Raw genomic sequence first — 12,309 nt, forward strand, 5'->3', positions numbered from 1 at the left:
AAATAAAAACGCCCTCATCCGGAAGGAGAGGGCGTTTTCGTTTCTTGCGGTGTTGGCAGCGATCAGTCGATGACCGAGCCCTCTTCGTCCTTCTTCATGTGACGCATGCGGGCTTTCAGGACCTTGCCGAAGATGATCGGCAGGACGAAGCCGATGATGGCCATGCTCCACAGGGTCAGCGACAGCGGGCTGTCGATCAGGGTGAACCAGTCGCCGTTGCTGATGGTGATCGCGCGGCGCAGGTTGTTTTCCATGGCGTTGCCGAGCAGCGTGCCAAGGATGATCGGGACCAGCGGCACGTCCAGCTTGCGCAGCACCCAGCCCAGCACACCGAAGCCGACCATGACCAGAAGGTCGAAGGAGGAGCCGGAGATGCCGTAGATGCCGACGAAGCTGACCATGGCCACGATGGGCATGAGGATGCGCGGCGGGATCAACAGGACGCGGGTGAAGAGACCGATCATCGGGATGTTCATGGCCAGCAGCATGAAGTTGGCAATGAACAGGGCCGCGATCAGACCCCAGACCACATCCGGCTGCTGGGTGAACAGCAGCGGGCCCGGCGTGATGTTGAGCGCCAGCAGAACCGCCAGCAGCACGGCCGTGGTCCCGGAGCCGGGAACGCCGAGCGCGAGCATCGGCACCAGCGCACCGCCCGCGGCGGCGTTGTTGCCGGCTTCAGGCGCGGCGACACCGCGCGGGTCGCCCTTGCCGAAGGTGCCTTCCTTGTCGACCAGTTTCTTCTCGAACGTATAGGAGATGAACGAGCCGAGTGACGCGCCGGCACCAGGCAGAACGCCGGCAATGAAGCCGAGCAGACTGGTGCGCAGCATGGTCGGGGTGCAGGACTTCAGCAGCGAGAAGCTGGGCATCAGCCGGCCGACGGTAACCTTGCTGGAGTTGGCGTCCGCATTGCCGTGGCGGTGTTCCAGGAACAGGAAGACCTCGGACAGAGCAAACAGGCCGACGATGGCAACCAAAAAGTCGATCCCGTCGTAGAGGTGCACTTCGCCGAAGGTGAAGCGCGGCACACCTGTCTGGGTGTCGACGCCGACGGTGGCAAGGCCAATGCCGAGCGCGGCTGCGAAGGCGGTCTTGGCCTGGTTGGTCGAGGCAACGCCGCCTAGGGTGGCGAAGGCCAGGGTGAACAGGGCGAAATATTCCGCCGGACCGAACAGAAGCGCGATCTTGACCAGCTGCGGTGCCAGCAGGATCAGGCCCCAGGTGGCCAGGAAGGCACCGACGAAGGAGGCAACGCCCGACAGCGAGAGAGCCTCGCCTGCGCGGCCCTGCTGGGCCATCGGGTAACCGTCGAGACAGGTCATCATCGCCGGTTCGTCACCGGGAATGTTCAAGAGGATCGACGAGATACGCCCGCCGTACATGGCGCCGTAATAGACCGACGTCAGCAGGATCAATGACGGCGTAGCGCCAAGACCGAGCGTGAAGGCAAGCGGGATGAGGATAGCGACGCCATTGGACGGGCCGAGGCCCGGCAGGGCGCCCATGATGGTGCCGAGAAAGCAGCCGAGCAGGGCCAGCAGCAGGTTCTGCCAGGTCAGCGCGATGACGAAGCCGTCGGCCAGTGAAGAGAGAGTTTCCATGGCGATGCTCCGTTAAAAGCCGAACGGGCCCTTGGCCAGGGAGAGGCCAAGAACGAGGTGGAAGACCGCATAGATGCCGAGCGAAGTCAGGCAGCCGGTGATAAGCGAGCCGATCGGTGAAGAGCCGAGGCGCCAGGTCAGATAGGCAGCGGCAACGGCTGTCGCGATGATGAAGCCGGCTTCCGGCAGAAGTATCGCGTAGAGGATCATCGCCAGCACTGCCATGGCGACTTCAAGCAGACGCGGCAGCGACGGCCATTCCGGCGCGACGTCGGGTTTCAGGAAAATCGCCAGCGACGACAGACCCAACACGGATGCGATGATCAGGGGGAACGCCTTCGGGCCGACGGCGTCGGACAGAAAGCTTTCTTCGATGACAAGAGCGGCCCAGGCATATCCCAGCGCGAGAAGTAGCCCGACCGCGCCAAAGATGCGGTCGCTCATGGATACCTTCCTAATAGCGGCTCCTCCCCAAGTCCGGCGGCCGCCCCTTATGTGTTCTGTTGTTTGTTGGCACCCGAAGTGTGCCACTGTGTCCGCCGACAATCCACTTTGCCCAATCGGGCGGACAATGATCAGGCAGACATACTTCCGGCGTTACGCTGTCAGTCTTAATGCTGCGTGCGGTAAACCGGATATTGCCCGCGTTCGGACGCGTCCTGAAAAAGAAGGGGGCACATGGACTGCGCCCCCTCCAGTCGGACTGACGGCATTCTTATTTGATGATGCCGATTTCTTTGGAGATGTTCTGGATCTGCTGAACCGAGTTGGCAACGAATTCCTGGAAGTCGGCACCCTGCAGGTCGAGCGGAGCCAGACCGTTTGCAGCCATGATGCCTTTCCATTCTTCACTTGCGTACAGATCGGAGATCTTGGACACCCATGCGTTATAGGCGTCGTCGGACATGTTGCCCGGTGCGTAGAAACCGCGCCAGTTTGCGCCGATCGCGTCGACACCCTGTTCCTTTGCCGTCGGGAAGTCGGCGAATTCGCCGGACAGACGCTCAGGTGCCAGAACAGCGATCACCTTGATGTCGCCACTGTCGACAAAGCCCTTGGCTTCGGAAATGTCACCGGTGAAAGCCTGGACGGAACCGGCCAGAAGCTGGGTCACGGCTTCACCACCACCGTCGAAAGCGATGTATTTCACGGTGCGGACGTCTTCGATGCCGTAAGCGTTTGCAGCGATCAGAACCTTCAGGTGATCCCAGCCACCAACAGCGGAACCGCCGGCAACGGACACGGACGTCGGGTCGGATTTCATCTGGTCGAGAAGTTCCGGCAGGGTGTTGATCGGGCTGTCGGCCGCAACGGCGATCACGCCGTAGTCAGCGCCAACGGAAGCCACCCAGCGAACCTGGTCCATGGTGTTGCCCGGGAAGGCACCCTGGGCAAGGCGGGTTGCGGTTGCCGAGGAAGCTGCAACGATCAGGTCGTTGTCGTCGCCGCGCTTGTTGACGACTTCAGCATAGGCCACACCGCCGCCGCCGCCAGCCAGGTTCACAACCTGCATGGTCTTGTCGAGAAGCTTCAGGTCCTGAAGGGTCTTGCCGACCTGGCGGCAGGTGAAGTCCCAGCCACCACCCGGGTTGGCCGGTGCGATGCACTCCGGGTTTTCCGGCGTGAAATCGGCAGCTGTTGCGCCGAAAGCGGATGCGCCAAGGAATGCGGCCGCCAGCAGAAGGCGGGTCGTTTTGAATGCCATGTTGTGTTTCCTCCACATGTGCAAGGCTTTTGGTGAGCCCCTGGTATCCGTTGTGCCGCGTTAAAGCGGGTCCTCCCAACGGACGTGAGGAGAGCCTAGCGCCAAACCCTGTCATCAACCTGTCACCAGGGGGCACATTGCTTGCAAGCAGCGAAATTGCGGGGCAAGACTGGAGGCGGGAGGAACGAATCTTTGCGCCTTTTGCTCGTTGAAGACACGTTTGACATGGCGGAGGCGATCATGATCCGGCTGGACCGGTCAGGCATTGCCTGCGATCTGGCAAAGTCGCTGGAAGAGGCGAGGGCCTGCGTCAACGTTCAGCATTACGACGTGATCGTTCTTGATATCAATTTGCCGGATGGCCTGGGCACCGAGCTGCTGAAAGAGATCAGGTCTCGGGGCGAGCGCACGCCGGTGCTGATGCTGACGGCGGAATTTTCCGTCGACGACAGGGTATCCTCGCTCAATTCCGGGGCGGATGATTACCTTGTCAAGCCGTTCGATCACCGCGAACTGGAAGCCCGCATCCGCGCACTCTATCGACGAGAACAGGGCGACAAGGCTGAGGAACTGACGCTCGGCAGCCTCACGTTCAATGCTTCCGCGCGGGTCGTGCGTCAGGGTGACAGCCCGATCAATCTGACCCGGCGCGAATTCTCGCTGCTGGAGATCCTGGTCCGTAACCGCGGCAAGACCGTCAGCAAGGAACGTCTGTTCGAAGGGGTGTTCAGTTTCCAGGACACCGACGTCAGCATGAACGCGCTGGAGCTTTATGTTGCGCGGCTGCGCAAGAAACTCTCGGGCGGATCTGTCAGGATCGAGACCCAGAGAGGGCTTGGTTACAAGCTGGAAGTCGATGACTGATCTCATCCGCAGGCTGGCGTCGACCTCGCTCACCGCACGTGTTGCCTTCGGGATTGCCTTTCTGCTGATTTTCGGCGGGGTGATCGTTTCCATCGCGGCATTCGCCTATGGCCGGGAAGCGGCCAGAAGCGCCTACGACCGGTTGCTCCTGGGCGCGGCGACAGGCATTGCTTCGTCGATCACCGTTCAGGACGACAGGCCCGTCATCGAGTTGCCGGTTTCGGCGTTCGAGTTGCTGGCGCTCGCCCCCGACGACAGGATCGGCTATCGCATTATCGGCCCGGAGGGCGCGACGCTGACCGGCTATGATGAAATCACCCTGCCGACAGGCCGGCGCGATTTCCGGGAAGGGTTTTTCGACGGTTCGTTCTTTGGAGAGCCGGCCCGTTTTGCCGTGGTCTCGCGCCGATTTGCCGAGCGTACGCTCAACGGCACGATCAAGGTGGTTGTCGGCCAGACCCTGCGGGCGCGTAACGACATGGCCTATGACATCACCCGCAAGGCGCTCTACGTGCTTGCAGCATCCGGCCTGGCAATGGTGCTGTTGTCGGTCGTCGTCGTCCGCTCGGTGCTGCAGCCGCTGGAACGGATCGCCGGCGGTCTCTCCGCGCGGGACCCCCATGACCTGACACCGCTCGACACCTCGGTGCCGCGGGAAACGGCGGTGATGATCAATGCCCTCAACGGCTTCATGGCCCGGCTCGACCGGCAGATGAATTCCATGCGGCATCTGATCTCCGACACCGCGCATCAGCTCAGGACGCCTGTCGCGGCCCTCAGGGCCCAGGCGGATCTCTTCACCGACGAACCGGAACTTTCCCGCAAGGAAAAGATCGTCGAGAGGATACAGACCCGAACGGCAAGCCTCGGCCGTCTGCTCGACCAGCTTCTGAGCCAGGCACTGGTGATCCACCGCGGCGACAGCGCCAGACGGGAAAAGGTGGACTTGCGCGATATTGCCCTCGACGTTTTCGAGGAAGGCGATCACGCTGTTCTCAATCCGGAATTCGACGTGATCCTGGATATCGGCGAAGACCCTGTCGAAGTGCTGGCGGATGTGCAATCGCTGAAGGAAGCCTTGAAGAACCTCCTGAACAACGCACTCAAATACGGCCGCTCGCCGGTAAGGATCGGGGCTTCGCTGCAAGGCAGGCGGGCCAGTATCTGGGTGGAAGATGCGGGCGGTGGACCGGTGGATGGGGTTCTTGCCGAACTGGGGTCCCGTTTCAACAAGGGCGCGCTGTCGCGGCAAAGCAGTTCCGGCCTCGGTCTTGCGATCGCGCATTCCGTCGCCCTTTCCTACGATGGCGAATTGCGCCTGGAAAAGACCGGTGGGGCGCGTTTTCGCGCTGCCCTTGTGTTTGCAGCCGTACCGGAGGGGCGGACATGAAGCGACTCGCCTATATGTTGAAGTGCCTGGCTGCAGTCGTGATGATGCTTGCCTCTGGCCGGGCCGTGTCGGCACAGGAGCTGGTGGAGATTTTCGGACCAGAGACCACCAACCGTGTGCTGGTGGTGCGCTCCACGACGGATATTTCCATCTTCGGTCCGGTGGTCGAAAGCTTTCTGCGCACCCGGCCTGGGCTACAGGTGCGCTACGAGCAATGGGGATCGAACGAGCTCTACCGCCTGACCCGCCGGGACTGCCGCGACGGCGTTCCAGGCGCCGACATCGTCATCAGCTCCGGTGTTCACCAGATGGTGCAGCTGGTCAACGAAGCCTGCGCAGCGTCCTACCGCTCACGGTTGACCGAACAGTTGCCGGAGGCCCTTCGCTGGCGCGACGAATTGTGGGGCATCACCCGCGAGCCCGCGGTGATCGTCTATAACCGCGAGCTGGTGCCCGTTGAGGATATTCCGCAGACCCGCTTCGACCTGCTCGATCTCCTTCGGCCTTCCGGCACTCCATATGCCGGGCGGGTCGCAACCTATGACATCGAGCAGTCGGGGCTTGGGTATCTGTTTGCTTTTGCCGACGCGCAGGAAGCAACCACCTTCGGCGCGCTGCAAGAATCCTTCGGCCGCTCACAGGCGATTTCCACCTGTTGCTCGGTCGACATCATCAAGGGTGTTGCCGAGGGGCGCTACCTGATCGCCTACAACGTGCTTGGCTCCTACGCCCAGGGCTATCAGCTCAACGACGACCGGATCGGCATCGTGCTGCCGTCCGACTACACACTGGTCCTGTCACGCACCTTCATGATCCCGAAGCAGGCAAACAACGAAGCCGAGGCCGAGGCGTTCCTGGATTTCCTCTTGTCCTCGGAAGGCACGCTTGCACTTCGGACCGCATTGCTGATCAGCCCGCTTCTGGAAACGGAGGATGGCAACGAAGGCGAAGTCCTGAGTTCGACAGCCCTGCGGCCGATAGGTCTTTCCCCTGCGCTCATGGTTGCGCTGGATGCCCTGACCCGGGAAACCTTTTTGCGCCGATGGCGGTCGACGTTTCCCGGGCCATGAGGCGCCGGCAGGCGCGTTGCATGATGCTCGTTTCAGGTCCTCAGGAAACGCCCAGGAAGGGATAAGGCCCCGGAAAGGCGCCGACCGGAATGAGGTGGGTCAGGAAACCATCGTCTCGCCATTCGTGAAGCAGCATCCCGCCGGGTTCCTTGGTCAGGCTGTTGCCAGCGTTGGTGCGCTGGTCCAGCGTGACCGCATGCGAGGTGCCGGGGCAGACCTGACACAGGCTGCCGGAAAAGAGGCCGGCGATGGAGCGGTGCAGATGGCCGCAGACAAGCCGAACCTGCCCGGAATGAAGGGAGAGGGCGGTGCCCAGGCTGTCTGCGTCGTGCAGGTTCTGCGCGTCCATCGCCCTGATCCCCACGGCAAAGGGAGGGTGATGAAGCCCGACTATCGCGGGTTTGTCGCCAAGACCGGAGAGCGCGTCCGTCAGGAAGGACAGGGTTGCCGGTTCAAGTGTGCCATGCGCTGCGCTTTCGGTAAGGCTGTCGAGCCCGACAACGGCAAAGTCTTCAAAATCGATCTGCCAGTCCAGGGGGCCGGTGCGGGGCATCCACTGTGCGTCTGCGAAGCTCTCCCGCATCGGCTCGCGCCGGTCGTGGTTGCCCGGCAGCACCCTGTAGGGCAGGTCGAGGTCCGCCATCAGCATCTTGAAGCGGTCGTATTCTTCTGGCGTTCCATGTTCGGTCAGGTCACCGGTAACGATCACGAGGTCGACTGGACCGATCTGCGGCAGCAGGTGGTTGATTGTGGCGACCGTTTCGGCAAGGGCCGCGGCCGTGTCGACCTGTCCGTAGGCGAGTGCTCCTTCAGGAACAATGTGGGTGTCTGAAATCTGAATGATCTTGGTCATGAATGGGTCGATGTCTGGTCTGCAAGGAAGATGAGGTCGGAGGGATCAATGGTGAGGCGCACGGTGCTGCCGGTTTCAGGGGCTGTCCTGCCCGGGTGCTGAAGATAGAGAAGGCCGGCATCCGGAAGGACGCCGCCCACGGCGAGACGGAAATGACCGCCCGAGAACGTGACGGTTTCCACTGTTCCCGACAAGGATCCTGTCTGGTCTAGCCGGACGTTTTCCGACCGTATGTAAGCTGTTTTGCCGGCGGCGCCAGCGGGAAGCTTCAGCTGCCCGCCAGGCAGCTGCAGTACATCGTTTTCCATGTGTCCGGTCAATGGCATGGCGTTGCCGATGAAGCGGGCGACGAAGGCATTGGCCGGAGTGTGGTACAGCTCTTCTGGCCTGCCGACCTGAAGCATGGTTCCGTTCGACATCACCGCGATCCGGTCCGCGATTGCCATCGCCTCGCTCTGGTCGTGGGTGACGAAAACAGCCGTGATCCGGAACTGCCGCAGCATTGCGGCCAGTTCGTCACGCAGGTTGTCGCGCAAGGCGGCGTCCAGCGCGGACAGGGGTTCGTCCAGCAGCAGGATCCTGGGGCGCGGTGCGACGGCACGGGCCAGGGCCACCCGTTGGCGTTGCCCGCCCGAAAGGGCATGTGTCGGCCGGTCGGCGTAGTCGGTAAGGCGGCACAGGCTCAGCACCTCGTTCACACGTTGCCGGCGTTCTTCCGCCGGCACTTTTCTAACCTTCAGGCCGTAGCCGACATTCGCGCGCACGCTCATGTTGGGAAAGAGCGCATAGGACTGAAACACCATGCCGACATTGCGATGTTCCACGGCAAGTCCGGTCACGTCGGTCTCGTCGAACCGGATCCGGCTGCCCGCATCGGGGCGCTCCAGTCCGGCAATGATGCGCAGCAGGGTCGTCTTGCCACAGCCGGAAGGACCGAGCAGCGACAGGATTTCGCCGGGACCGACGGTCAGATTGGTCGGGCAGAGAGCCCGCGTGCCATCGGCAAAGGTCTTGGCGGCGTTTTCGATTGTCAGGGTCATTGAGCGATCCTTTGCGCTCTGGCGGAGGCCCATTGCATGGCCATCAACAGCGGCACGATCATCGCGAAGAAGATGAGCGTATAGGCGGAGGCGACTTCCAGCCGCATGGAGGCATAGCTGTCGGCAAGACCGACCGGCAGGGTTTTCAGATAAGGCGTGTGCAACATCCAGGTGAGGTTGAATTCGCCGATGGAGAGCGTCACCACGGTCAGGGCACCAGCCAGGATGCCCGGCATGGCATTGGGGATGATCACCGTTCGAAACCGCGTGAAGGCAGACGCGCCAAGTGTCGCCGCGCTTTCTTCAAGGCTGCGGAAATCCATGGCCATCAGAACGGCCAGGACGGATCGCACCATGAACGGCAGCGTGTAGAGAACATGGCCGACGAGGATGAAGGTCCAGGACGTGCGGAACCCGGACAAGGTTCCGTAGAGCTGCAAGAGCGCGAGTGCCAGTGCGAGGCCGGGAATGGCGAGCGGCAACGAGATGAACTCTTCCAGCAGGCGCGACAGGCGTCCGGGATTCCTGGCAAGGGCGTAGGCCGCCGGAACGCCGATCACCAGCGTGACGGCAAGGCAGGCTATCGCGAGCCAGAGCGACAGGAAGATGCTGGCGGAATATAACTCCCAGACCCGCCCGATCCATTTCAGGGTCAGGCCAGAGGAAAGACCGCGAAAGTAGTTGGCTGTTACCCCGGCCAGGATCGACTGGATGGCCGGGACCAGCAGAAAGGCCGCAATGACAAGCGTGACCGCGCATTGCAGCCACCAGGCGAGTGATCTTTTCACGTCAGCCTCCCGCCGCAACCGTCGTTCCTGCAAAACTGCGGGCGATGTAAAGCAGGGCCCAGGTCACAAGGCCAAGCATAACGGACAGGGCTGACGCCATGGCGATGTTCGCCGACAGGGTGAATTCGGTATAGATCACCATCGGCAGGACATCGATATTGGTTGCCAGCGTGAAGGCGGTTCCGAAGGCTCCCATGGCGGTGGCAAAGGCGATTGCACCGGCGGCAACGAGGGACGGGGCAAGACCGGGCAGGATCACGTCGATGAGAATGCGCCACGGCGATGCGCCCAGGGTGCGGGCGGCTTCTTCCAGCGCGGGGTCGAGTTTTTCGACCGCGGCCATCACCGTCAGCAGGACGCGCGGGATGGAAAAATAGAGATAGCCGAGAAAGAGGCCTGTCAGCGAATAGGCGAACACGATGTGTCCGGGCAATAGCTGGTTGAACAGCCCCTGGCGTCCTCCCAGGAGGATGATCAGGAAGCCGATGACGACGCCCGGAAAGGCTAGCGGCAGGGTCAGGACGGAAAGCAGCAGGCCGCGTCCGATAAACCTGTTCCGCGCCAGGAACAGGCCGGCGGTGGTCGCCAGAGCAAGCGCGGCAAGGCTGACCGCCAGCGACACCAGCACCGTGTTGACCAGCGTTTCAAGATATCGAGGCGTTTGCAGGATCTGCAGGTAGATGTGCCATCCGGCTTCTGATTCAAAGGAAGCCTGAACCAGGCGCACCAGCGGCAGAGCCAGAAAAGCGAGGGCGAATACCGCCAGCGGTACAAGGCAGGCGGTCACGAATGTTCTGTCGGACATGAAGAATGCCTTCGGGAAAACGGGCCGGAACGCCGATGCGCTCCGGCCCGCAAGGTCAGGATTTTATTTGACTTCGTTCAGGTAACGCTCACCGAAACCGGCCTGGGCGCGTTCCATGTGGGCATAATCGACAGCAACCGCGCGCTCGTAGTCGCTTGCAGGCAGGAACTTCGCGGCGACTTCAGCCGGCAGTTCCACCGGGCGGGACGGCTGCAGGTAGGCATTGGTCCAGATCGCCTGGCCTTCGTCGGACAGGATGAAGTCCAGAACCTTCTTGCCGGCTTCTTCATGCGGGGCGCCTGCCACCAGGCTCATCACGTAGGGAACGCGCACGGAACCTTCGCACGGCAGCACGAACTCGAAGTTGCCGTCTTCTTCGTATTTGCCGCGATAGGCGTTGAAGTCATAGTCGAAGAGGATCGGGATTTCGCCGGAAACGACGCGCGCGAAAGAGGTCTGCTTGGGAACGATCGGATCGTTTTCGGCCAGTTCCTTGAAGTAGCTGATGGCCGGATCGAAGTTCTCCAGATCGCCGCCGAATGCCAGGTTGACGGCAACCGCTCCCGCATAGCCGACAAAGGCGGAAGACGGATCAAGATAGCCGACCATGCCGCGGTATTCCGGCTTTTTCAGATCGGCGAAGCACTGCGGCACCGGTGCGCCGCCGAGCGCGTCGACATTCACGAACATGCCGAGGGTACCGTAGTGAACGGCAAACCACTTGCCTTCCGGGTCCTTCAGACCTTCGGGGATGTCATCGAAACCGGCCGGCTTATAGGCGGTGACGACACCTTCGTTGCCGGCCTTGATTCCAGTGGTCACGCCGTAATAGGCAACGTCGGCGACCGGCGCGGCCTTCTCGGCCAGAAGCTGGCTGAGGGTCTGGCCGGAATTCTTGTTGTCATGCGGCATGGCAATGCCGAGCTTCTCATTGATGGCTTCCAGCATCGATGCCCAGTCGGCCCATTGCGGCGGGCAGTTGTAGCAAACGGCATCTTCGGCCTTTGCCGGCACGACGGCCGCCATTGTCATGGCCAATGCGAAAAGTGTACGTTTCATGTCAGTGACTCCTGAAGCGATCTCAAGCAGGTCTCGGGGTTACTCATTGGATGGCAGGGAAGTGGCAGCTTCTCTGCCATCGGCTTTTCCGGGAACGGGAGGGCCAAGGCTGCCTCCCGCGCGGAAACTGAATGTGGCGGCTGCGGACGGCAGGTCGGGGGTGGGCCGGTCCAGCAGCCTTGCCAGCACGGAATGGACGGCGCCCTGACCCATGGTGCGCGGATCTGTTTCGACCGTCGCCAGATGAGGGTCGACCAGCAGTCCGGTGGAAATGCCGTCAAAGCCGACCAGCGACAGATCGTCGGGAATACGCTTTCCAAGTGCGCGTGCGGCCTTCATGGCGGCAAGGGCGAGAAAGTCGTTCGACGCAAAAATTCCGGTCAGGGCCTGATGTTCGGCCAGAAGCGTGCCGAGCAATTCCAGAAGGGTGCCGTCCTGCTCCTCGATTTCCAGAAGAAGCGGGTCTGCCATGCCGAACTCGCGGCATGCGGCGGCAAATCCTTCGTAGCGCTCACGCGAGCGGTCGGAGCGATGGAACCGCAGGGCCAGAAAACCGGTTTGAACGTGCCCCTGGCTGTGAAAGGCCCTTGCGACTTCACGCGCGGCGGCGCGGTTGTCGACGGCCCACGCGGGCAAGCCGAAAGAAGAGCGGTTATAGACGAGGCAGCAGGGAAGGTTCCGATCCCGGATCAGCTCCAGAGCCTCGCTGTCGGCCGCATTGTTGACCGTCAGGACCAGGCCGTCGACCTGTTTGGCAATCAGGGTGCGTGCGGCCTGAAGCTCCAGCACTTCGTCGTATTCCGAACATGCCAGAATGAGCTGATAGCCTTCGCGGTGGGCTTCCTGCTGGGCAGCCTGGACGACTTCGGCAAACACGGGATTGGCGAGAGAAGGGACAATGCAGCCGAGTGTCTTTGTCGAGCTGCTTTGCAGGGACCGGCCAAGCGCGCTGAATTCGAAGCCGAGTGCTTTTGCTGCCGAAAGAACCTTCCGGCGGGTGTCGGCGCTGGCGGAGCCGGTGCCGTTGAGGACGCGGCTTACCGTTGCAATGCCGCAACCGGCCTGCTCGGCAACATCCTTGATCGTCGGCGGACGCGATCTCACCCTTGGTTCCTTCAGTCTTGGAAACGT

12 protein-coding genes are annotated in these 12,309 nt (G+C 61.9%); 3 read left to right on the plus strand and 9 right to left on the minus strand.

The features are described from left to right. Positions 1-62: 62 nt before the first annotated feature. The 3 genes from HEP89_RS13315 to HEP89_RS13325 all read right to left on the minus strand — a co-directional run bounded on the left by HEP89_RS13315 (position 63) and on the right by HEP89_RS13325 (position 3,309). Positions 63-1,604 carry a tripartite tricarboxylate transporter permease gene (locus tag HEP89_RS13315; protein WP_077291909.1) on the minus strand — a complete coding sequence of 514 codons (1,542 nt, stop codon included), beginning with the start codon at positions 1,602-1,604 and terminating at the stop codon, positions 63-65. Positions 1,605-1,616: 12 nt separating this feature from the next. Further along, positions 1,617-2,048 carry a tripartite tricarboxylate transporter TctB family protein gene (locus tag HEP89_RS13320; RefSeq protein WP_055656205.1) on the minus strand — a complete coding sequence of 144 codons (432 nt, stop codon included), beginning with the start codon at positions 2,046-2,048 and terminating at the stop codon, positions 1,617-1,619. A 271-nt stretch (positions 2,049-2,319) separates the two neighbouring features. Then, entirely contained in the window at positions 2,320-3,309 is a 990-nt protein-coding gene (locus tag HEP89_RS13325; protein ID WP_168692233.1) for a tripartite tricarboxylate transporter substrate-binding protein, read from the minus strand. 192 nt (positions 3,310-3,501) lie between these two features. Here HEP89_RS13325 and HEP89_RS13330 point away from each other — a divergent pair, with 192 nt between their 5' ends. Genes HEP89_RS13330 through HEP89_RS13340 form a run of 3 tightly spaced genes read left to right on the plus strand, consistent with a single transcriptional unit; the run spans position 3,502 to position 6,633 of the window. Further along, entirely contained in the window at positions 3,502-4,173 is a 672-nt protein-coding gene (locus HEP89_RS13330; protein WP_023003141.1) for a response regulator transcription factor, read from the plus strand. Next, on the plus strand, positions 4,166-5,563 hold the full coding sequence (locus HEP89_RS13335) for a sensor histidine kinase (protein WP_077291910.1): 1,398 nt from the start codon (positions 4,166-4,168) through the stop codon (positions 5,561-5,563). The genes HEP89_RS13330 and HEP89_RS13335 overlap by 8 nt, the downstream gene beginning before the upstream one ends. Further along, the gene (locus HEP89_RS13340; protein ID WP_228148023.1) at positions 5,560-6,633 is read left to right on the plus strand and encodes an extracellular solute-binding protein; all 1,074 of its coding nucleotides are present in this window, start codon (positions 5,560-5,562) and stop codon (positions 6,631-6,633) included. Before HEP89_RS13335 ends, HEP89_RS13340 begins: the two co-directional genes overlap by 4 nt. Positions 6,634-6,673: 40 nt before the next feature. On the opposite strand, the gene HEP89_RS13345 is transcribed toward HEP89_RS13340, so the two are convergent. The 6 genes from HEP89_RS13345 to HEP89_RS13370 all read right to left on the minus strand — a co-directional run bounded on the left by HEP89_RS13345 (position 6,674) and on the right by HEP89_RS13370 (position 12,282). Next, a complete protein-coding gene (locus tag HEP89_RS13345) occupies positions 6,674-7,486 on the minus strand; it encodes a phosphodiesterase (protein WP_168692234.1) in 813 nt (270 codons plus the stop codon). Beyond that, positions 7,483-8,526: an ABC transporter ATP-binding protein gene (locus HEP89_RS13350; RefSeq protein WP_077291912.1), complete on the minus strand. Its 1,044-nt coding sequence runs from the start codon at positions 8,524-8,526 to the stop codon at positions 7,483-7,485. The genes HEP89_RS13345 and HEP89_RS13350 overlap by 4 nt, the downstream gene beginning before the upstream one ends. Further along, complete coding sequence (locus HEP89_RS13355) at positions 8,523-9,314, minus strand: ABC transporter permease subunit (protein ID WP_167579554.1); 792 nt, start codon at positions 9,312-9,314, stop codon at positions 8,523-8,525. Before HEP89_RS13355 ends, HEP89_RS13350 begins: the two co-directional genes overlap by 4 nt. Before the next feature lies 1 nt (position 9,315). Beyond that, positions 9,316-10,119: an ABC transporter permease subunit gene (locus tag HEP89_RS13360; protein WP_077291913.1), complete on the minus strand. Its 804-nt coding sequence runs from the start codon at positions 10,117-10,119 to the stop codon at positions 9,316-9,318. 63 nt (positions 10,120-10,182) lie between these two features. Then, a complete protein-coding gene (locus tag HEP89_RS13365) occupies positions 10,183-11,178 on the minus strand; it encodes an ABC transporter substrate-binding protein (RefSeq protein ID WP_031270345.1) in 996 nt (331 codons plus the stop codon). A gap of 39 nt (positions 11,179-11,217) precedes the next feature. Continuing rightward, positions 11,218-12,282: a LacI family DNA-binding transcriptional regulator gene (locus HEP89_RS13370; protein ID WP_168692235.1), complete on the minus strand. Its 1,065-nt coding sequence runs from the start codon at positions 12,280-12,282 to the stop codon at positions 11,218-11,220. Between the last annotated feature and the right edge of the window lie 27 nt (positions 12,283-12,309).

The sequence above is a fragment of the Labrenzia sp. 5N genome (genome assembly GCF_012395805.1).
Classification (GTDB): Bacteria; Pseudomonadota; Alphaproteobacteria; order Rhizobiales; family Stappiaceae; genus Roseibium; species Roseibium algicola.